The following is a 22,778-nucleotide window of genomic DNA, read 5'->3' on the forward strand; positions in this document are numbered from 1 at the left end:
TTACGGTTTACTTATACATCCCGAAGGGCTTCTATTGTATGAATTCTTGCGGCTCTCCAGGCCGGAAAAAATCCGGCAATCGTTCCGGCAAGTATCAGGACAAAGACAGTTGAGATAGCCACAGTAAAATTAACCGAGGGATTAATAATGTAATCCACTTCAATATGCGGCCCTACAATTTCCAGAAGTCCCATACTGAATATCAACCCTCCAAAACCAGAAATAGCAGTTACGAAAATAGATTCATGAAGAATCATCCCTACAATAGACCATGGCTTTGCACCTAAAGCCTTTCTAATCCCTATTTCCCGGGTTCTTTCCTTTACAACAATCAACATAATATTGCTTACCCCAACTACCCCGGCTATGATGGTACAAATACCAACAAACCAAAAGAAAAATTTTATATTTCCTGTCAGACTGTAATATCTTTTTGCTTCTTCCATTGCACTCCATACCTCTACCCCACTGGTATCATCCGGAGCAATAGTATGAGCTTGTTGCACATAGGCCTTCATTTCATTCTTAAAGCTTACCGCCTGTGCCACTGCCTGATCAAAATTCTCCACAGGAGGTAAGGTATACGACATATGGTTGATTCTGTCTCCCCCATTGAATACTCTTTGCGCCGTTGTAATTGGTATATAAATGCGCTCCTCTTCTCTCTCTTCCTGCTCCCCAAAAACACCAATAATTTTAAAGGGTATTCCGGAAATTTCTATTAACTCACCTACGGGTGAGTCTACATCGGTAAAAACATCTCGCTTAATTTTATTTCCAATAATTGCTACTTTGCCCGTATTAGATTCATCCAGGTAGTTGATGAATCGGCCTTCGCTCATGGTAACATTCTCGATAAACTGGAATTGAGCTGATACACCTTGTACTCCATAGACCAGAGCCTCCTTGCCGTAATTAACCGTAATATTGCGGACAAAATTTCTGGGAGATTTGTTTTCGATTACATCATGAAACAAGTTGGCTGCGGTTTCATAATTTTCATTGGTAAGTTGAATTCTTCTTCCTGGATTTAGGCCCTTGTATTCTTTTGAAGTTACCCCTGGCCAAACCCATACGCTGGTAGATGCGTCCTGCTCAAATTCATGCGCAATACCATTTTGCATCCCCTGACCAAAACCCAATAAAATAACAAGAATAAAAATACCGGAAGCTACGGAAAGACCAGTAAGAAATGTTCGTAATTTATTTTTACGAATAGTGTCGAATATCTCCTGCCATCTTTCAATGTCGAACATTGGGTTGGTTGTTTTTTGATTGATGATGTACGCGATGTATTACTAGTAAGACTATAGGGGAAAAATATTGTTACAGTATTGGGCTTAAAAAAGTGTTAAATATTCAGTAATCAAGGACTAAGACCTGATCTTTCTATAAATAATGAATCCTAATACCGCTACAATTAAATAAGGAATAGCCATTAAATACACAATTCCATTGTTAATACCCTCAGCTACGGAAGTATTATCCTCACTTTCCAGTACCGCCCTGCACATAGCACACTGGGCTTCCGTATAATCAGGGATAAGAAGTAGTCCCAGAATTAATATTACAGATAAGTGTTTTTTAAAAACCTTCATTCAACAAAATTATAATTTCAATACTTCCTCAATGCACATAGTAAGGCGAAATCATCAAATAAACAACTACTCCGGTTATTGCAACATATAGCCAAATCGGAAAGGTAATTTTTGCTAATCTCCTATGCGCTTCATAGTTTTTTAAGTAGGCCCTGGAATAAGTTTTCAGCACCAAAGGTATTATTGCTATAGAGAGTACAATATGCGTAATCAGAATAAACAAATATACTATCCTGATTACCCCCTCTCCTCCAAATGTGGTAGAGTCCGAGGTCATGTGATAGGCCACATACATTATCAAAAACAAACACGAAAGCCCTAAACAACTGGTCATTAAATATTGATGCGTCTTCTTCTTTCCCCTCTTTATGGCCCATACAGCAATAATCAACAGAATTGCGGTCAGACCATTGATAGCCGCGTATATGGGTGGCAAAAAACTCAGGGGTTCCGAATTAGGAATTTTTACCCCAAACAATACTGCAACAAGGAGCGGAACTATAATAGATACAACGGTAATAGCTCTATTAACTCTTTTCTCTTTGTCAATCAGTTTCGCCATCTTATTCTTCTAACAATTTTTTGATATCCTCTTTCAAAATACTTATCTGCTCAGTTTCACCCTCTTCATTCTTACCCTGTTCCGGTGTTATTGCGCCTCTGTAATAAATTATAGGATTGCCAAAATCATCCAGGCGCGAACGTATAAATCCTTCTTTATCTACCAGTGCAAAAAGTCCCGAATGTTCAAATCCCCCCGCAACTTCTGGCGCTGCAGCGGCAAAAATATTGAAGCCAATATTGGCAAGATCATAAATTTCCTCTCTATCACCTGTTAGCAAATGCCAGTCTATATCGTTTATTCCATACTTCTCTGCGTACTCCTTTAATACAATTGGTGTGTCGTATTCCGGATTAATTGATATTGAAGCGATGCCAAAATTTTCAAACTCAGCAAAATCCCCCTGAAGTTCTACTAGGTTTTTGCTCATTATCGGGCATATTGAAGGGCAGCTTGTAAAGAAAAATTCTACTATATATACCTTTCCTTCATAATCTTTGTTAGTTATCAGAAGGCTATCCTGATTTAAAAGGTTGAATTCCGGAACTCTCCTGTTCTTCCCATTTAAGGTAATATAGGAGAGTGGCAATTCTTCTGTTTTTAGATGTATTCTGTCGCTTTTAACGACGGCCCCTTCCTTTATACGGTTCACAATCCTGGGAATGAAAATTATCCCAAAAATCAGAATTATCAGCGATACCCAAACATATGTATATTTTCCCTTATTCATAGTGCCCTTTTGAAGCTATGATGTCCCGATTTATGCTACCGATCTGCATTGTTATTCTTTAGAGCCAGTCTGTATTCCGCAAGAATAATTTTTACGTCATCTACCATTTTATTATTAAGATCAGCAACGGACACTGCATTAAATCCATACTTTAAACCTTCATCTTCGTCTTTATCCCTTCCTCTTAGGTTACCCTCCTTATCTACAATAAAGACATATGGAGTGCCCGTATTATCATCCAGACTCAGGTCTGTTCTCAAGGACGAGAATAGCTCTTTTATTTCAGATTCTTCGCCAAAGACAAATATCCAATTCTTAATGTCGACCAAATTGCCTAACTCCTTTTTTAGTTCTTCAACCTTTTCTTCAGTTCCCACTGGCATCAGCATGACCATCTGGAAATCGTGAAACTCATAAAATCGTTTGTATATTTTCTGGTTAAGATTAAAGGCATTCCCTTTTTTTAACTCCACATCATTACCCAGAAATCCGAGAATGGTAATTTTCCCCTTAAAACTTACATCGGGTTGTATTTTATCAAGATCAGAGACGGCCTCGGTGAGTATGGGAAGCCTTCCAAAATTAGTTACTCCGGAAGCAAAAAACAGATAGGCTACAATTGGTAAAACAAAAAGAACTATAAGAACAAAAGTTTTTTTCATGGGTATTAAGCTGTAGCTACAAAATTAAAAAAGACGGTTGTTATACCGTCTTTTTATTCTGTTAATTCCTTATTAGAAATTCCATTGGACAAAACCGTCTTTAAACACATTATAAATATAATCTGCCTCAAAGAGAAGAATAAATACCAGGTAGGCCACCAGGAATATAGGAGTCCATACGATTGCCCTTCTCAAAGAACTTCTTTCATCTCTAAGGTGCATAAAGTCCCATGCAATGTAATAGGCCTTTACCAGGGTCAGGATAATAAATATCCAGTTAAGGATTTTCATCCCAAGGAAGGAATTCTGTGTCATTACAGCGGGCTTAGTAATCCCCAGTGCCACTTCCACTGCCGTTACTATTGTAAGGAATACTAATACACCCCAAATTTTTTGAGTATTGGATTTAAATTTGAGGAGTCCTCTGAAAATTTCAAGTTTATGTTCGTGTGCCATACTGTTTTATATTCTAATATGCTGCTTTACAGCGATGAAATTCAAATTTTATTATACCAGATAAAAGAAGGTAAAAACAAATACCCAAACCAAATCTACAAAGTGCCAGTACAATCCTACTTTTTCAACCATTTCATAGTGCCCCCTTCTTTCATAAGTGCCTATTATGACATTGAAAAAGATGATAATATTTATCAGCACCCCGGAGAAAACGTGGAAGCCGTGAAAACCTGTAATAAAAAAGAAGAAATCGGCAAATAGCCTACTCCCGTATTCATTCCGTACTAAGTTGGCACCTTCTACAACCAAGGCCCCGTCTTTTATTTTTTTGAGCGATTCTTCTCTGGTTAATAGTGTTTTCTCACCTTCAGCCGTGATCGTCTCTGTTCTAATAAGAATATTAGGGTTCGACTTAAAACCTTCTGTAACTTCATTTAATGAATAGCTTGGTAATGCCTCGCCTTGATAAAACCATACTCCATTTTTCTTTTCATGACCTACTCTATCTTCTTCTAAGATCTTGGCAAAGTCCGCCAGCGCTGCGCGTTCACCTGAATCTGCTTTTACAAACTGAAGAATTCTTCCTCCATTGGTTTCCAACGCCCCATAATCTCCCCTGATAAAAGTGGCCCACTCCCAGGCCTGAGAACCGACGAATATTGCACCCCCAATTATGGTAAGAAACATATACCAAATCACCTTGGTCTTTTGCAATCTATGACCGGCATCTACCGCCAAAACCATAGTAACAGATGACATAATTAAAATAAATGTCATGAATGCTACATAGTACATTGGAAAATTACCATGAAAGAATGGTACGTGGGTAAAAACCTCATCTGCAATAGGCCAGGTTTCAATAAACTTAAATCTGGAAAATCCGTAAGAAGCCAAAAAACCCGAAAATGTCAGTGCATCTGAGACAAGAAAAAACCACATCATTAGTTTGCCGTAACTCGCTGCCAGAGGTCTGTTACCGCCACCCCAAATGTTTTCATCCGCACCCGTTGTAACCGTAGAATCCATATATTTTTTAACGTTTTATTAAAGCTTGCACAAATTTACATTTTTTTCAACCATACAAAAGTCAAATTATATCAAAAGCCCTATTATTTTAAATAATTATCTAAAGAAATAGAAAAACAATATAAGATATACCCATAATAGGTCTAAAAAATGCCAGAAAGTGGCACCCATCTCCAGGCCTAACATGTTATTGGAATTGTATTTATGCTGTAAATGATTATACAAAACGACAAGCAACGAAATTAATCCGGCAACAACATGAAGTATGTGAACCAGTGCTATCAGAAAAATATAAGACATGGTGATACTACTGGTGGGTCCGGTAAAATAGTACCCTTGTCCTATCATTTGGGAAAAGCCGGCAAATTGTAAAATGATAAAGGCAATACCCAGGGCCAGGGTAACTAGCAACCCTATTGTACCCGCTTTTCTATTATCATTTTTAATAGCTCTTTTTGCTATCAGATAAGAGAAACTGCTAATAATTATAATAATAGTACTTATTAAAAATGCCTGTGGCAATTCAAAATCCGTTAACCAGTCTTCTCTTGAACTACTTACGATGTAAGCACTTGTCCAACCCGCAAATCCCATAAGCAAACTGCCTATGCCAAACCAAAGCATCATTTTTCTTGCCCTGGCTCGTTTTTCCTGTTCAGTACCCTGAGTTAAGTCCATAGTTGTTTATAAAAATTTATCTGCCACATAAACCAATTGCATAAGGGTTATGTAACTAACACTTGCCAACATTAATTTCCTGGCAGAAGTGTTATCTCTTTTTTCAAATAATCGAAGTGCAAAAAACAGCATTACCAGCCCCATCAGAAAAATAAGTACGGCCGCAGGGACAGATAATTGTAACCCTCCAGTAATACCGAAAGCCGGGATTACCGAGATTATGATCATCCAAATCGTATACATAATTATCTGTATAGCTGTTCCTTTATCTTTCTTTCCTGTCGGCAACATTTTAAATCCCCCTTTTTTATAGTCCTCGTGGAGCATCCATCCTAATGCCCAGAAATGTGGGAATTGCCAGAAAAACTGAATCATAAACAAGGTCCCAGGTTCTATCCCAAAATTATCGGTTGCAGCAACCCAACCCAACATAAAAGGAATTGCGCCTGGAAATGCACCTACAAAAACAGACAATGGTGTCTTTGTTTTCAGGGGCGTATATACACAGGTATAAAGGAATATTGAAATAGCACCAAACATGGCGGTTTTTGGATTGAGGATATAGAGGGTAACTACTCCAAGAATAGTCATTATTATGGCTATAGCCATGGCAGCATTAACAGACATACGGCCCGCCGGTAAGGGCCTGTTCCTTGTCCTGTTCATCAGGGCATCCAGGTCCTTTTCAATAACCTGATTAAAGGCATTTGAAGCCCCGACCATACAATAGCCTCCGAAAGCAAGTAGTAAAAGGGATATTACGTTAATGACATCCGCTCCTAACAGATATCCCGCTATAGAAGAAAATACAACGCTGATGGCCAGCCTGGCCTTGGTAATTTCTTTAAAATCAGCAAAAACCAAAGCCAATGTATTGCTCTCTGCTGTTTCTATTACTGTTTTCATCCCTAGATTAGTAGTTGGCAAAGATACGTTCCATCCTTTCTTTTTGCAACGTAATTCGTACTATTTGTGCTATACATTAAGTATCTTACATAAACTGAAATAAACAACTATGAACAATATGGTAAAATCACTGCTAATTAGCTTGTGTTCACTGGCTTCACTAACCTTATATTCACAAAATAATGATGTAAAAATCGTTGTTGATACACTATCATCTGATGTGTATATGCTCACCGGACAGGGAGGGAATATTGGAGTTTATGTTGGGGAAGAATATGTCTTTATGATTGATGATCAGTTTGATCGACTCAGCAACAAAATAAAGGCAGCGATAAAGCAATTGTCAGACAAGCCAATAGCCTTTCTATTTAACACCCATATGCACGGCGATCATACTGGTGGAAATGCCAAATTTAATGAAGGTAATACCACCATTGTAGCCCACGACAATGTGCGAAAACGAGTTAAATCAAATAAGCAAAAAGACCTGGACGCCAAGAAGATAAGTTTAGACTACTTTACAAAAATGCTTCCCGAAGTCACCTTCTCGGATGATATCACTTTTTATGACGGTGAGGAGACAATTATGGCCTTTCATGTGCACAATGCACATACTGACGGGGATGCTATGGTATACTTTGTCAGCAACAATGTAATTCATATGGGCGATACTTATTTTAATGGCAGGTATCCTTATATAGACCTCAATAGCGGGGGAAGTATCGATGGATTTATCAATGCACATAAGAAAGCATTAATGGTGATCAATGAAGATACCGTAATCATTCCTGGCCACGGCAGGCCATCAAATAAAAAAGAACTGCAGGCATATGTAACCCTGATGGAAGAAATTAAAAGCCGTGTGATGGCAGCAATCGCTTCTGGAAAAACCCTGGAGGACGTATTGGCCGATCCCTCAATTGGAGGAGATTATGACAAAACTTATGGCAATGGGTATATTAAACCGGAAAGAATGAGAGAAATCTTTTATAAAGGTTTAATAAAAAATTAGTTGCCCTCACTACTTATATGTAGACCCTCCAAGCGGTTGACATCCGCGAGTCTCTGTACAGAAAATCAGGTACAAAGACCGAAAGTCCATGACGGCCTTCGACTTAAAGATATACCAACAAAAAACCCCTGATATTCATCAGGGGCATATTTTTTTTATTAAATCCGAATAAATTACTGAAGCTTAAAAGTAATTGGAATACTAAATGGAACCCTTACCGCTCTACCCCTTTGTTTACCAGGAGTCATCTTAGGTAGTTTTTTGATAATCCTCAATGCCTCAGCCTCCAGGTTTTTGTCCGGTCCTCTGTATCTGATATTACCAATAGAACCGTCTTTTTGGATGGTAAACATTACGTTTACTCTTCCCTGAACGCCCATGTCTTGTGCAATTTCAGGATAACGGAAATTCTTACGGATATGCTTTTGCATCATCTCATTAAAACAGGCCCTTTTGTTGCTAGACCCTTCACAACCAGGAAATACTGGTACATCCTCAATAACGGCGAAAGGAACATCTACATCCTCATCCATTTCTTCCACAATTACATCCTCTACTTCAATAACCTCTTCTTCCTGACTTGTTTCTGTAGATTCTATTACTGTTTCTTCCACTTCCTCTTCATCCTCAACCACTTCTATAACTTCAGGTGCAGCTGGAGGTGGTGGAGGCGGTGGAGTTTTTATCTGTTCTGTCATAGGAACTTCCTCATCCAAATCGTCTTCAACGTTTAAGGAAATATCATATTCGTTTGTCTTATCATAGGTTTTCCATTCCAATGCCCCATAAACTAAGGCCATTACAACTGCCAAACCAATGACAAAAAACATGCCACTTCTTTTTCTAAGATCGGCTTTCGGATTCTTTTTCGGTTCCATAATTTTGTAATTTAATGTTCGCTAATTTAACCAATAATTTAATAAAAATGCAACTAAATCTTCCATTTTAACGGCCTTTTACCAGAAAATAGAAGTTTAATTGTAACTGCCCCGGCCAATGCTCCTATGCAATTTGCCAATGCATCATAAATATCAGCTGTTCTGTATTCAGTGAATACTTCCTGAATTACTTCAATAATTATACCATAAATTATTACGGAAATACCTATGATTAATACCGCTTTGGTACGCCTTAGCGTTCCGTTAGTTTGCTCTCTCAAAAAAAAGCAACCCAGTATTAAGGCACCAAAATAAAAAATGAAATGTGCAGCTTTATCTTTGTTGGGAATATCAAAGCCCGGGATATCACTATCCCCTGGCAATGTAAATAAGCTGAGACATGTTATAAGAATCATCCAGCTTACAAAAGCTATAGTATAAGTATGCTTTTTAAGCACCTACTAATTCCTTATAAGCTTCATCGGTTAACAAATCTCCTAATTCGTTTTCGTCGCTGAATTTTATTTTTATCATCCACCCATCACCATAAGGATCAGAATTTACTTTTTCAGGTTCGTCTTCCAGAGATTCGTTAAATTCAATGATCTCACCACTAAGGGGTAAAAAAAGATCAGAAACCGTCTTTACAGCTTCTACTGTTCCAAAGACTTCCTCTCTATCCAGGGTCTCATCTAAGGTTTCTACTTCCACATATACTATATCTCCCAATTCACCCTGTGCAAAATCTGTGATGCCGACAGTTGCTATATCGCCATCGATTTTTATCCATTCATGGTCCTTGGTGTATTTTAAGTCGGATGGTATATTCATTTTTACTCATTTTGTTATGCCAGCAAATGTAAATGATTATGCGAAGCTTATCAAAATTTTAATTTGGAATAAATTAATGCCTACTCATCCTAAATGATCTTAATAACATTCCTTTTTTTTATAAGAACTTACAAGACCCTAATAGATCATAAAAGAAATTGGGAAACTTTATTGTTGCTTATCAGTAAAGACAGTAAAAAGTTCTCCCTTTGTTTATTGGGTTAATTCCCAAAATTATACCTCAATGTAAAACCAGTATTGATGGTGGTCTGGGGAAAAGCCGTAGAAACAGCGAATTTGGAAAAAGAATGATCATAGAAGAACAAGGCATTCAAATTTTTACTCAAGGCATAATCTGCCGTGAATTTCAGAGAAAGCAAGTTTTGACCGGAAGTAATCTGGTTATTTTCAATATCCAAATTTCTGATTATGGTAATATTATCTCTTAAGGTAACATCTGCCTTCAAATTCAAATCTCCTTTTAACCGCTGCTTTTCTCCTCCAATATTTGTAACGAATTTGACATCTTTGAACCTGTACCCCAGGCCAAGTGTATACTCCTTGCCATTAACCTCTGTCAACAGGTTATTGTCGAAACTAAGGGATAATGCTCTGTCTGTCCTCACCTCGGCCAGAACACTCAAAGAGCTTTTCATTTCAAAATCTACCCGCATCAACGGGTTAAAGGCATCTACCAGGACAACATTATTTATAATATTTTCTGGTCTGAAATCCTGGGTTTCCGGATCAATTGAGGTGTTGAGTAGTTCAAGATTACTCTGGTAAGAGTTGATACTATAAGCGGCCTTATAACCGTGGCTCAATGAAAACCTTTTGAATTTCTTTTTAAACCATTTATTCCTCATTAAACCGGTATACTTGATGTTCCAGTTTGGAATGGGAATATCCCGGAATGCATCCAGGTTTACCCTGTTCACATCCTGGCCAGTGTAAGCCGCAAAAAATGCGGGCAGAAGCACATCCTGGCTGGTTTTCCCATATCTGATTGGAAATCCGTCATCATCCAGACCAATATCTGGTTTACTTCTGTCAGATTGTACCCTGTTTGCAATAATTAATCTGTTCTCTTTAAAGGTTTCAAAGATTTTTGAACTGTTTTCATCGCTTTTACTGAAGGCCGTACCTATCATCATAGTAGAGATACTAAAGTTCCCAAAAGTATTGGGTGTCTGCTGGATATATGTTCCGGATTCTACCTTATAGTTTTCTTGTAAACTACTAGAAAATTGTCTGTCTGCAACCAGGTCTATTGTAAGATCCTGAATGGGCTGAGCGGTAGCGGTTATATTCAGTTGTGTATTGGTACGTCTGATAAACTGCTCGTTGAATTCCGGAAAAGTAGTCAGCCACCCATTTCTGGCTGCTTCAAAACGCACATCCGACTGGCTGCCAAATACAAATCCCAAACTAGGCCGGGTTGTTCCAATAAACCCAATAGATTGCGTATAGCCGGGCAAAACTGTACCGTTATTTTCGCTGTAATTGACATTTAATCTTTTTATCATGGTCAGAATATCAATTCCAACATTATAAAGGCCACTGGTCTTTTTCTTTGGCTTTTGCGCATCTGATGCAGGATTTCCTGCCTTGTCCGTTCTGACAGCTTCAGCACCTACATCTCCCTTGCCATTTCTTTTCTTTAATCCCAACTGATCATAGAAACGCTGCAGACTAAGACCTGCGGTCAGATTGTGGGTATTGGCATTTTGGACTGTATTTATTTGGGCATTAGGATCTCCCAGTGCCTGTATTACCACTTCATTAATGGCGTCGCCTCCACGCTGCCAGTCAAAATTGCTGGTATAGGTATACTGTGCATTTATAAAATCTAGAATTGGGATTTTATTAAATGGAATTTCGTAATTCAGTTCCATTTGCTGTGAATGACGATTGGGTTCTCCAATATCGAAAAAGCCATCCCATAGTGCCAGATCCTGATTAATTCTGGTTTCGTTTTCACCAGCATCATTTACAAAATTCTCAAAATAATTTCTGACAATATTATTGTTAGAGGCCCTGAAATTAAGCCTCAAAGATTTAGTCAGGCTATAGTTTATGGCATACTGCCAATTAAATAAATAGTTCCGTTGCTGTAAGAGGGGAAGCTCTAAGCGTTCTACTCCAGGCTCCAGAACATCCCTGAACCGCTGCTGGTTAAACTGCCTGTCTATATCCGATTGCAAAGACACGCTAGCCGGCAACAAATTAACATTTAATTCTTTGAGCCATTGCCAGTATTTACCTGTAAATAGGGAGTCTTTTTTGGCAAATGGCGCAATAGGCACCGGTTTGAAATTATGGTTGTATACAAACCCGGTCTTTACACTTTGATCACGGAGGTTGGCTATTTCAAAATCTCTGTGATCTATCTCATTGTAGGAGTAATTAAATGTAAAATTCTCTATGTCGTAAAAATTTTCTTCGGCTTCATCGCCTCTGTTTTTACGAACACCGATAAAATTAATACTGGTTCTCTTAGTGTAATCCTCTGCCTGTTCCTGAATTTCTTCTGCCTCTTCCGGGGTATCGGCCGCAGCTATCCTGTCATCTAGTTTTAGATCGTCGTAAACTGGGTCAAATTCAGGAGTAATTATTTGCTCGGAAATTCCATAGTTAAAAGGAATCTGAATATTCCATTTTTTAGGTAGCAGCTGTCCTAATTCAACATTGGTTACCACATCATAGGCAACGGCATCCTCCCTGGCCCGTTCGTTTGGCATTTGATCTATTGCTCCAAATCCTGAAGTACTCTTGCTTCCTGTAGCAGTAACATTTGCAAAGTCTGCAATATTGGCATCAATAGCCGCAACTGCAGCCCAGCCTCCATTATTATCCAATCCTGCCAGGCGTAATTCATTAAACCAGACCTCACCCCTGGCCGGAAGATTATCAATATTCTTAACCCCTACCATCATACTGCGAATACTACCCAATGAAGGGTTTCCGCGTATTCCGATACGCAATTGACCAGCAGTTCTGGGTGCAAACTCAGCCACCGGTACAACTGCACCATCTACAATTTCGTAATAGTTTACATCACCCAGGGTCTGATTTGCTATTCCCAGTGATTTCACCTTGTTAAGGTCCGCTAAAGCAATATCCAATTCGTTGAGTTCTGGCCAAATCTCTTCAGGTGAACTTGAACCAAAGGAGGTAAACTGCAATGGAACTTCTATCTGATAATAGTTTTCCGAAAAATCGGTTCCTATTCTCAGAAAACCAACAAGGGGAAGATCATCATCTAAATAATCAGCATCCAGGATCTTTTCGGCGTGCATAAACATCTTAATCCGTTCGTACTGGCGTACATCAATATTTACATTTTTAAAGACTCCTCTGGAATCTTCGGATTCCAAATTTTCTACAACAAAAGACAGCGATTGTTCATTTTGTCTGATGATGGTATTATTATTATTCAGCTGTTCCCTGATTACTCCCGGAGGCAGCACATATGGAATCGGAATTCTGGAATTGTTCTCCTCAATATTTACTGTATTTACATCAACAACAGTTCCGTCATCGGCAGGATCGTCCTGATCTGCTTCCAGAGTTTTGGTATAATTCCTCCAATCTCCCCTAACCAGGTCTAAAGTGGCAAAACGCAGAACGACATCGTCCGAGAAGCCTGTAAGGTACATCCTCATAAAGCTAATTGACCGAAAATCTGAAATTCCTCCAACCGCATTTGTAAAATCGCTTAACGGAATTTTATACTGAATCCATCTCCTGTTCAACTGATTCCCATTGGGTAAGTCAGGGGTCATTCCATCTTTAATGTCAGTGACATACTGATCATCTATAGTAGTATTTGGTTTTATTTGAATCCGGTATTCGTAATAACTGTTTATAGTATTCATTGTGAGGTCCCGGTCTATATCCTCAACATCCGGGAGGGTTGTAGATCCGCGATTGGTATTGGTGACCTCCACCGGAGAGTTTCCTTCTGGGTTGTTGAAATCTATATATCTTTCCAAAATACCACCCTCTCTATTCAGGTAGTACTCATAATTATCCAGAGCAGGGTCTTCGCCACTTCCGTATATAGCTACTTCTTCCTCATCATCTAAACCATCAAATCCTATATCTTGTAATACCCGGTTAGTTTCGGCTGCGTCAAATGCGTATACCAAGGCCTGTGTTGCAGGTACCTTACCCCATACTGTAGTGGTTGTAAGGTCATTGCTGCCCACAGCAGGTAAGCCATTTTCGTACTGTTTTCTTCCATCCTCAAGAATATCCTCAGAAATATTTCCAAGGTTGATCACCAATTCCCCTGGTCCTGTGGCAATGCCATCTATATATGGGTCCATTACCCAAAACTGGACAAATTCCACATTCGACTGTTCAAAATTGGTACTGCTTAAAGAACGCATAATTCCACCCCATTTTTGAGAGGGAAGCAGCGCCCCAAAATTTGTATTTGCATTATAAGGCCCCCGCCTGTTGGGATAGAATGCCAAATCCAATGAATTTTGAACTGTCGTTTGTCCCTGAGCGATATCTATCTGTGGAAAAACCTCATCTACAAAAATTCTTCGGGTTTCGTTGGTGGAAATATCATTATCACTAATCCCTGCCGGGCGTTGGTTGGTGTAAAATATAGGGTCTATAGTATACCATGCCATTTTAGCCCGCTCAAAACCTGTTTCAAAATCTGCCTCTCCGTCCAATTTAAATTCTTCAGGGGTACTTGCCAGTGTCCATCCAAGTGATGAACGTATATCAATTAAAGCCTGAGCTCCTTCAAAATCATCCAGGTAAGTGGTAGTTTCTCCTCTGAAGTCGGCATTTTTTGGAGAATTTGGTTTTAAGAAGGCGACTTCCCCCCTAACAGAAACATTTGAAGGTACATCTGTATCAATATTTGGCAACTTATTTACAAGTCGCGTTAAAAAGGGCACCTCTGTAGAGAAGTTTCCATTTAAACCAAAAATAGTGTTGTTCACAGGTTCTACCCCAAAATTAGATTTTTGAGTAAGTGGTCTTTCATTTAAGTTGAGTAAGGTACCTCCCAGAACGAAATTCTTATTGAACTGGTGTTCAATATTTACCCCGGTAAACCTACGCGTCTGTTGTCCAAATACTGCGTTATTTTCAACAGAAATATTTATTGGTGTATTGGATGCTTCAAGACTTGGATCCAGGATCTGCACTGTACCAGCCTGATAATTTACCGTATAGTCTATCCCTTCTTGTAGCTGTCGCCCACCTGCAGTAACGCGGACAGATCCCCTGGGCACATTAAAAGCCCCAATAGGAATCCCGTTTGCTCCTTCAGATTTGTAACGCCCTTTAAGACGGAACCTGTTCTTCTCGGCATCTTCTAAAGAAGCTGCCTTGGTCTGCGCATACATATCCCTAAAAACATACTTCTGCTGGTTTTCATTATATCCCTGATCGTTATCCACGTCATACGTACCACCACCCAGAACATCGAATAGATATGCGCCAAAAGGCTCTACCTTGGTAAAAATTATTTGTCCCCCTTGGGTATTTACTGTGAGTCCGGGTACAAAATCGAAGAAACCATCCCCGCCAGGTTGAATATCATTATATACATTAAGCCGGTCCAGATTAAACACATCTATAAGGATTCTGTCTTGTAATCCGGTAGGCCATCCACTTCCCGGACCTTCGGCAACAGGAGTGATATAATTCCTTGGGGTAGATTCCGTATAGAGAATGTTTAGTTTAAAATCTTCCTGGCTCAGTTGAAAAGCGCCGGTAGCGTAGATGTTTTTCATCATCAGATCCCAAATCGGGTCATTGACATTGGTGATATTACTTTTCAGTAATTTCAATACCAGGGTATTGTTGTTGATCTCGACTTCCGCACCTGGGCTAACCGTAGTGGCATCCAAACCACCGTTGGCAAATTCCCCCACTTGAAATACCTCGCCATTTAAGGTGTACTGAAAGGCTACACCTAAAACTTCATCATTACTTAGTCGCTGATTAAGAGAAATATATCCCAATTGGGAATTGAACTGATAATCTCTTCCCTGATCCAATTTTCTTGCGTTCTCCAGGATAGCGTAATCAAATCCCTGATTTATCTGATATCCGGTAGAAATATTAAAACCGTCGTCAACGGTAGCGATATCTCTTATATTATTATTTAAGACACCTCCTGCGCCTATTAAGCTTGGGTCATAATCATTAGCGCCGTTTCTGGGCAGGTTGGGATTTGCGCCATTAATATTAAAGAAACCTCCGGGCTCTCCATTGGCGATACCAATTCTGGTATCTTCTTTTAACGCCTCCCCAAGATCCTGAATAGCCACCACATTTCTGACATTCAGCGTTTGCTGGCTGCGGTTGGTTACCCATACCTCTAGCCTGGTAATCTGAACCTGACTGCTTATATATGGATAGGTGGCCAGGGCGTCGTCATAGGCATCACGGAAATACTGCGCGAGGAAAAAATGCTTATCCTCATCGTAATCCAATGCCGTTAATTCAAAATCGCTCAAAGTACCTCCACCCTGGGCCACGACGGTATTATTCTGAGAACGTTGTTCGGAAAATACTGCTGTTACAGTTGTTTTACCAAACTGCAATTGTGTCTTGACACCAAATAAACTCTGTGCCCCGGTTATTAGGGAACTGTTTAAAGGCATATTTACATTTCCTATTTCAATTTTTCTAATGATATCATCCTCAGTTGGAGTATAGTCTAACTTTACTAAATTCTGAAAATCAAAAGTGGCCTCAGTATCATAGTTTGCAGTAACCTGAAGGCGTTCTCCAATTTTACCCAACATACTAAGGCTAATACGCTGATCAAAATCGAAAGACAGATTGGTACGGTTTCTGGGAGATAATGCAGGGTTGTCATTTCTCTGCCAGATGACCCCCAAATCCATAGCAACTGAACCCTGTGGAATTACTTCTATTGTATTTCCACCAAAAACAGACTCAAAGAAACTATTGTTGACATAAAAATTGGGCAATAAGTTTTTACGGGCATCTTCACTACCCTCCTTTTTTCCAGAATAGGCATCAATTTTGTCTTTGAAGTACAACTTCATATTCTCCTGCCTAACCAATTCCAGGTATTGTTCCGGAGTTAGAATTATAGGATAGGTGATATCAAAATCACCCACACTTTCGGTGTAGATATATCGGTCTAATTTAGGATCATAGGTATATTTAGCAACAATGCTTTCAGGGTTTTCAAGTATCAATTTCCCTAAAGCAAATCCCGTTTGTACGGAATCGGTTTCCTGTTCATCAACCTCCTGGCCCGTTACATGATGTAAACTCCCCAGGAAAATAATGAAAAGGAAAAAAAGCCTAAATACGTGTGATTTAAGTAATGACTTTGCCCCTGTTTTCAAACTTATTACAAATTTTTAAGCGAGAGTTTTATTATGTCCTCTACACTTAGTGCCGGGTCCTGGCTCAGTACCTTATTTACAACCCTTTCGGATTGCTTCCGGACAAATCCGAGAACCTCTAAAGCAGATAACGCTTCTTCTTTGGTTGTATTGTTTGAATTCGTGGAAACTTCGTCAATATCGTAGATTTTTAAAACCTTGTCTTTTAGGTCTAAAATTACCCGTTGGGCAGTTTTTGCACCTATGCCTTTTACTGACTGGATGGAAGGCACGTCTCCCATGGCAATTGCATCCCTTACCTGGGCTGGTGTGAGCGAAGACAACATGGTTCTTGCGGTGCTGGTACCAATACCAGAAACAGAGAGCAAAAGACGGAAGATTTCGCGTTCAGATTTCTCGGCAAAACCAAACAAGGTATGTGCATCCTCTTTTACCTGCAAATGGGTATACAATTGGATATTCTCCGTATCGGCAATTTTGGAAAAAGTATGCAGGGATATATTTACAAAATAACCAACTCCTGAACATTCAATTACGAGATGTGTTGGGTACTTCTCTACAAGCTTTCCTTTAAGGTGGGTGATCATCTTTTCTTCCTTAATTTAGATTACTACAATTGGATTAACATAAATAGAGACCAGGGTATGGTTATTAATCCCGAATTTCTATTTGCCCATTTTGGCTTTTTTTCTCTTCTCTCTTTCCTGGGCGTCTATTACCGCAACGGCCGTCATATTCACCATTTCCTCTACACTGGCGCCCAATTGTAAAATATGAACAGCACGTCTTAACCCCACCATAATGGGACCTATAGAACCAGCATTGTTGAGTTCCTTTAATAATTTGTAGGTGATATTTGCCGATTCGAGATTGGGAAAAATCAGGGTATTTACTTTCTTGCCAGCTAATTTTGAAAATGGGAACTGACTTTCGTGCAAGGAGCGGTTTAGTGCAAAATCGGTTTGTATTTCACCATCTACGACTAATTCGGGATTACGGGAATGAAGAATATCCACGGCTTTTTTCACTTTGGTGGCATGTGGATGTGTCGATGACCCAAAATTGGCGTAAGACAACAGGGCCATTACAGGATTAAAACCAAAGTTAGTCGCCACATTAGCCGTCATAAGGGCAATCTCCGCAATTTCTTCAGCAGAGGGGTCAATGTTTATAGAGGTATCGGCCAAGAATATCGGGCCGCGTTTTGTTATCATAATGTGCACACTTGCTGCTCTTGTTACCCCGCTAGACCTCCCGATTACTTCAAAAACGGGTTTTACTGCCCGGGGATATGCCATGGCATAGCCAGAAATCATGCCGTCTGCATCTCCCTCCAACACCATCATCGAGCCAAAATAGCTGCGTTGTCGCATTTTGGATTTGGCGTTATAAAGGGTAGATCCCATTCTGGTTCTATTGTTCCAATATCTTTCTGCATATCTATTTCTGGTGGCCTCCGATGCAGGTGATAACGGATCTATTATCTCCACTTCAGCATCAAATTCCAGCTCCTTTTTAAGGGCTAATATTCTCTTTTTATTCCCTAGTAGTACCGGTGTAGCAATTCCTTCTTCAAAGGCTACCTGTGCCGCTTTTACAACATCTAACTGATCTGCCTCAGAAAAGACAATTTTCTTGGGACTTGCTTTGGCCCGTGTCATAAGCAATCTCATGACTTTATTATCATCTCCCGAACGTTGAAGTAGTTCTTCTTTGTAATGTTCCCAATCTGTTATAGGATATTGCGCAATTCCGCTATCCATTGCTGCTTTGGCCACAGCAGGAGGTACTACAGCAATAAGTCTGGGGTCAAAAGGTTTGGGAATGATATAATCTTTTCCAAATGTAAGTCTTGTCTCTCCATAGGCAATATTGACCTGTTCCGGGACTGGTGCTTTCGCCAACTCAGCCAGAGCAATCACGGCAGCCATTTTCATTTCTTCATTAATAGACTTTGCCCTAACATCCAGTGCTCCTCTGAAAATATAAGGGAAGCCTAAAACATTATTGACCTGATTGGGATGGTCAGATCTGCCTGTAGCCATGATGATATCTTTTCTTGATTTACAAGCCAGACTGTATTTTATTTCCGGGTTGGGATTGGCCATTGCAAATACAATTGGCGACTTGGCCATAGATTTTAATGCTTCCGGACTTAGAATATCTGCTTTGGAAAGTCCAATAAACACGTCTGCATTTTTCATGGCCTGTTCTAAAGTGTCTATTTTTCTGGAAGTCGCAAATTCCTCTTTTTCAGCAGATAGGTTTTCACGATCTTTTCTTATTATGCCTTTGCTGTCTAACATCACAATATTCTCAGCAACAGCGCCAAATGCTTTATAGAGTTTTGTACAGGAAATAGCCGCCGCCCCTGCTCCGCTTACTACGATACGCACCTTTTCAATTTTCTTATTAGCAATTTCCAGGGCATTTAACAGGGCAGCAGCGGAGATAATGGCAGTACCATGCTGATCATCGTGCATTACGGGAATATCTAGTTCCTCTTTTAACCGACGTTCTATTTCAAAGGCTTCGGGCGCCTTAATATCCTCCAGATTGATTCCTCCGAAGGTAGGGGCTATGGTCTTAACCGTTTCAACAAATTTATCAACATCTTTGGTGTCTAACTCAACATCTATCCCGTCTATATCTGCAAAGATCTTAAACAATAAGCTTTTACCTTCCATTACAGGTTTTGAGGCCAGGGGACCAATATCTCCTAATCCCAGTACAGCAGTTCCGTTAGAGATGACAGCCACAATATTTCCTTTGGCCGTATACTTGTATACATCTTCGGGATTCTTATCAATTTCCAAACAAGGTTCTGCTACCCCAGGGGAATACGCCAGTGCCAAATCTCTTTGAGTAGCATATGGTTTGGTAGGTACAATTTTGATTTTACCGGGTTGAGGTTCGGCATGATACTTCAATGCCTCCCGTTTGTTCTTTTCCTTACTCATAGTGTTTGGATTTGAAAAACAAATTTAGGAGTATTCTTTGGAAAAAGAGATGCGTATCTAAAGTTTAAATACGAGTCACTTTAAGTGGATAACATCCAAGAAATTCTTAATAAAGGCGGACAAATTCTTAATCCGCCTCCACTGTATGCTTTGAAACATTTAGTCGCAATGCCAATACGGAGGCAATTATAAAGAAGACTCCCGCAAAAAGCATGGCATTAACTGCACTATCACCAAGCAGGTATTTATAGATTGGGCCAAATGTAAGGGTCTCTATTCCCATTGGGATCACAATCATCATATTTAAGATGCCCATGTATACGCCTCGTCTTTCCTGAGGTACCACTTTAGAGACCATGGTATAAGGTATTCCCATCATGGCTGCCCAGCCAATACCAAAAAGTATCATAGGAGCCAATACCATCAGACTATCATTTATATAAGGTATCAGGAATAAAGCAAGGCCAGTACCAACAAGACTCGAGGCATATATTTTCTTGCCACCGTATTTCAAGGTGAGCGGTACTAAAGCTAAAGCAACTAACATGGTTACCACATTATAAGTGGTGCTCATTTTTGCAGCCTGTGCAGCCGCTTCAGAAGTAGAGAACCCCATTGTTGATTTAAACAGAGGGGTAATGTACTGCCAATATATAAATAGGGCATACCACTGAAATAAATACACAGCACTAATCTTCCACATAAACTTTGGCATCTCCTTAATGGCATCTCTTATTTCACCAAAAGGTTTGGCAAGACGTTGTCCAAAGGGTTTTAATTTATCTGAATTTATCTCTTCTAATTCTTTGTCTGAAGGAGGAATCTCCGGAGTTTTAAGTACAGACCACAAAATGGTGGTAATAGAAAGTACCCCCCCAATATAGAAGGAATAATAGAGCCATTTTGGTATAGATCCTGCCACTTCGATAGATTCATCTCCTAACATATACTGAAAGAGAATTATAGAACCGTTTGCCAACAATATCCCAGCACCAACGAACAGGCTTTGCATTTGATAGCCCAAACTCAATTGCTTCTCTGGTAATTTATCCCCTACAAAGGCCCTATAGGGTTCCATTGCCATGTTGTTTCCAACATCGAGAATCCAAAGAAGACCTACGGCAAACCACAGTACCGGACTTGTTGGAAAAGCGAACAAACAAAGACTACCTATAATGGCCCCAATTAAAAAATATGGTTTCCGTCTTCCCCATCTGGGCGACCATGTTTTATCTGACATAGCTCCTATGATCGGTTGCACTATCAGACCGGTAATGGGACCAGCTATGTTTAATATCGGCAACATATCCTCTGGTGCTCCCAGGTATAGAAATATGGGGTTGATAGCAGTTTGCTGTAATCCAAAACTATATTGAATACCCAAAAAGCCGACGTTCATATTAAATATCTGCCAAAAACTAAGCTTGGGTTTCAATATTTTCATCTTTGTCTGGTTTGGTTTGAAAAAATTTCCAAAACAATATACAGTTTTTAGTGCTTGTTACGGTAGATCTTAACAACAAATGCAGAAGCACGACTTACGAAAACGTTTGCGTTTTATCCCTGAAGTTTTAAAAAGGTCCGATGCAGTCGTAATTGCGAACGGAGTGAAGCCTTTTTTTAATCTTTAGTTTAATTGGCAAGATTGTTTCGTCTCTTCGTTCCTCGCAATGACGGTTAGAATAAACTTTTTACGATTTAGGGTTTCTGACAAAATCAATATTGCGCTGGAGTCCGCTAAACTTGGTACGTTTTACGGCCGACTTCTGAAACACTTTTTTAAAGACCTCTTCGGTAATTTCCTCCCAGTCTTTTTTAGTCATACCCAAAAGCTCGGGATGTGGATTAAACAGCGGTTCATTATGAGACTTGGAAAATCTGTTCCATGGGCAGACATCCTGGCAAACATCACAACCAAAGATCCAGTCATCAAACTTACCCTTCACGGAAGTTGGAATCTCATTTTTGAGTTCAATGGTGAAGTAAGAGATGCATTTACTGCCATCTACAACATAGGGTTCAACTATTGCCTCTGTAGGGCAAGCGTCTATGCATGCAGTACAGGTACCACAATGGTCTGTTACCGGATGGTCATACTCCAGTTCCAGATCTACGATAAGTTCGGCAATAAAATAATACGAACCCACTTGCTGAGTAAGTAAGTTGCTGTGTTTTCCCATCCAACCCAATCCACTTTTGGCAGCCCAGGCCTTGTCAAGGACCGGAGCAGAATCCACAAAGGCCCTTCCATTTACTTCCCCAATTTCCTCAGTTATGAATTCTTGTAACTGTCTGAGTTTTGATTTGATAACATGATGGTAATCATGGCCATAGGCATATTTTGAAATCTTGTACGTCGTTTCACTTTGGGTATCTGAAGGATAATAATTCAGAAGTAAGGAAATGACAGACCTGGCCCCATCTACCAGCAATCTTGGATCGAGGCGTTTGTCAAAATGGTTCTCCATATAGGCCATTTCGCCATGCATGCCTTTTTTTAACCATTGTTCTAAACGGGGAGCTTCTTCTTCAAGAAAATCTGCCCTGGAAATCCCACACGACAAAAAACCGAGGCGCTTGGCTTCGGTTTTTATAATTTCGGTGTACCGCGTTTTCTGAGTCAATCTGGTTAATTGTAATGCGCACCTAAGTTACGAATCTCACCTCATTTTAAAAATCCAGATCGAGCAGTACATTGAAAACATTTAATCATTAGCCGTAGTAGGGTCTATGGTAGTAGCGAGTTCACTAATTTTATTTGCAGGGAAACCGCCTTTTTCTGCATGAGTTTTTATGGCTTCTTTATTTTCGGCCTTATATACACAATAGACTTTATTTTGGGCTACATAACTGTGCATCCATTGTATCCCGGCACCCATTTCACTTAAAACCGCATTAGACTTTTGTGAGATTCCTTTAAGTTGTTCAGCAGTCAGTTCTCCTGCATTGGGTATTTCGCGCTCAATTAAAAATGTTTTCATCTGTGGTTTTTCTGTTAATGGTTCCTGATTAATTTTTGCTTCTGCAACAGTTTGTTCCTGCGCATTCGAGAAACAGGACAAGAGCAAAAGACTAGCTAAGATGAGTTTACTTAAATAGCTTTTTTTCATCATTTCTT

19 protein-coding genes are annotated in these 22,778 nt (G+C 39.6%); 1 reads left to right on the top strand and 18 read right to left on the bottom strand.

Annotated features, from left to right (window positions below; genetic code table 11):
* Positions 1-11: 11 nt before the first annotated feature.
* The 9 genes from J1G40_RS08240 to cyoE form a co-directional block, all read right to left on the bottom strand.
* Complete coding sequence (locus J1G40_RS08240; protein ID WP_265242143.1) at positions 12-1,256, bottom strand: ABC transporter permease; 1,245 nt, start codon at positions 1,254-1,256, stop codon at positions 12-14.
* 117 nt (positions 1,257-1,373) lie between these two features.
* Complete coding sequence (locus J1G40_RS08245; protein WP_265242144.1) at positions 1,374-1,598, bottom strand: hypothetical protein; 225 nt, start codon at positions 1,596-1,598, stop codon at positions 1,374-1,376.
* 28 nt (positions 1,599-1,626) lie between these two features.
* Positions 1,627-2,160 (bottom strand): DUF420 domain-containing protein, encoded by a 534-nt coding sequence (locus J1G40_RS08250; RefSeq protein ID WP_265242145.1) that lies wholly within the window; start codon positions 2,158-2,160, stop codon positions 1,627-1,629.
* A 1-nt stretch (position 2,161) separates the two neighbouring features.
* Positions 2,162-2,890: an SCO family protein gene (locus tag J1G40_RS08255; RefSeq protein WP_265242146.1), complete on the bottom strand. Its 729-nt coding sequence runs from the start codon at positions 2,888-2,890 to the stop codon at positions 2,162-2,164.
* Between the two features lie 35 nt (positions 2,891-2,925).
* Entirely contained in the window at positions 2,926-3,552 is a 627-nt protein-coding gene (locus tag J1G40_RS08260; protein WP_265242147.1) for a hypothetical protein, read from the bottom strand.
* 72 nt (positions 3,553-3,624) lie between these two features.
* A complete protein-coding gene (locus J1G40_RS08265; protein WP_265242148.1) occupies positions 3,625-4,008 on the bottom strand; it encodes a cytochrome C oxidase subunit IV family protein in 384 nt (127 codons plus the stop codon).
* A gap of 51 nt (positions 4,009-4,059) precedes the next feature.
* Complete coding sequence (locus J1G40_RS08270) at positions 4,060-5,034, bottom strand: cytochrome c oxidase subunit 3 (protein ID WP_265242149.1); 975 nt, start codon at positions 5,032-5,034, stop codon at positions 4,060-4,062.
* A 96-nt stretch (positions 5,035-5,130) separates the two neighbouring features.
* Positions 5,131-5,712 carry a heme-copper oxidase subunit III gene (locus J1G40_RS08275; protein WP_265242150.1) on the bottom strand — a complete coding sequence of 194 codons (582 nt, stop codon included), beginning with the start codon at positions 5,710-5,712 and terminating at the stop codon, positions 5,131-5,133.
* A 6-nt stretch (positions 5,713-5,718) separates the two neighbouring features.
* Positions 5,719-6,618 carry a heme o synthase gene (gene cyoE / locus J1G40_RS08280; protein WP_265242151.1) on the bottom strand — a complete coding sequence of 300 codons (900 nt, stop codon included), beginning with the start codon at positions 6,616-6,618 and terminating at the stop codon, positions 5,719-5,721.
* Positions 6,619-6,727: 109 nt separating this feature from the next.
* Here cyoE and J1G40_RS08285 point away from each other — a divergent pair, with 109 nt between their 5' ends.
* Positions 6,728-7,630, top strand: a complete 903-nt coding sequence (locus tag J1G40_RS08285; RefSeq protein ID WP_265242152.1) for an MBL fold metallo-hydrolase — start codon at positions 6,728-6,730, stop codon at positions 7,628-7,630.
* A gap of 173 nt (positions 7,631-7,803) precedes the next feature.
* Here J1G40_RS08285 and J1G40_RS08290 read toward each other — a convergent pair whose 3' ends face one another.
* The 9 genes from J1G40_RS08290 to J1G40_RS08330 form a co-directional block, all read right to left on the bottom strand.
* Positions 7,804-8,508: an energy transducer TonB gene (locus J1G40_RS08290; protein ID WP_265242153.1), complete on the bottom strand. Its 705-nt coding sequence runs from the start codon at positions 8,506-8,508 to the stop codon at positions 7,804-7,806.
* Positions 8,509-8,561: 53 nt separating this feature from the next.
* Positions 8,562-8,966: a VanZ family protein gene (locus J1G40_RS08295; RefSeq protein WP_265242154.1), complete on the bottom strand. Its 405-nt coding sequence runs from the start codon at positions 8,964-8,966 to the stop codon at positions 8,562-8,564.
* On the bottom strand, positions 8,959-9,339 hold the full coding sequence (gcvH, locus tag J1G40_RS08300) for a glycine cleavage system protein GcvH (protein WP_265242155.1): 381 nt from the start codon (positions 9,337-9,339) through the stop codon (positions 8,959-8,961). The genes J1G40_RS08295 and gcvH overlap by 8 nt, the downstream gene beginning before the upstream one ends.
* A 221-nt stretch (positions 9,340-9,560) precedes the next feature.
* Complete coding sequence (gene sprA, locus J1G40_RS08305; protein WP_265242156.1) at positions 9,561-16,700, bottom strand: cell surface protein SprA; 7,140 nt, start codon at positions 16,698-16,700, stop codon at positions 9,561-9,563.
* 5 nt (positions 16,701-16,705) lie between these two features.
* Positions 16,706-17,287 carry a Holliday junction branch migration protein RuvA gene (gene ruvA / locus J1G40_RS08310; protein WP_265242157.1) on the bottom strand — a complete coding sequence of 194 codons (582 nt, stop codon included), beginning with the start codon at positions 17,285-17,287 and terminating at the stop codon, positions 16,706-16,708.
* Positions 17,288-17,365: 78 nt separating this feature from the next.
* Entirely contained in the window at positions 17,366-19,660 is a 2,295-nt protein-coding gene (locus tag J1G40_RS08315; protein WP_265242158.1) for an NADP-dependent malic enzyme, read from the bottom strand.
* A 127-nt stretch (positions 19,661-19,787) separates the two neighbouring features.
* The gene (locus tag J1G40_RS08320; RefSeq protein WP_265242159.1) at positions 19,788-21,104 is read right to left on the bottom strand and encodes an MFS transporter; all 1,317 of its coding nucleotides are present in this window, start codon (positions 21,102-21,104) and stop codon (positions 19,788-19,790) included.
* Positions 21,105-21,351: 247 nt separating this feature from the next.
* The gene (queG, locus tag J1G40_RS08325) at positions 21,352-22,284 is read right to left on the bottom strand and encodes a tRNA epoxyqueuosine(34) reductase QueG (protein ID WP_265242160.1); all 933 of its coding nucleotides are present in this window, start codon (positions 22,282-22,284) and stop codon (positions 21,352-21,354) included.
* Positions 22,285-22,365: 81 nt separating this feature from the next.
* Positions 22,366-22,773, bottom strand: a complete 408-nt coding sequence (locus J1G40_RS08330; protein WP_265242161.1) for a DUF4242 domain-containing protein — start codon at positions 22,771-22,773, stop codon at positions 22,366-22,368.
* Positions 22,774-22,778: the final 5 nt, after the last annotated feature.

Origin of the sequence: Muriicola sp. Z0-33, assembly GCF_026126425.1 — a bacterium.
GTDB lineage: Bacteria > Bacteroidota > Bacteroidia > Flavobacteriales > Flavobacteriaceae > JAFMPW01.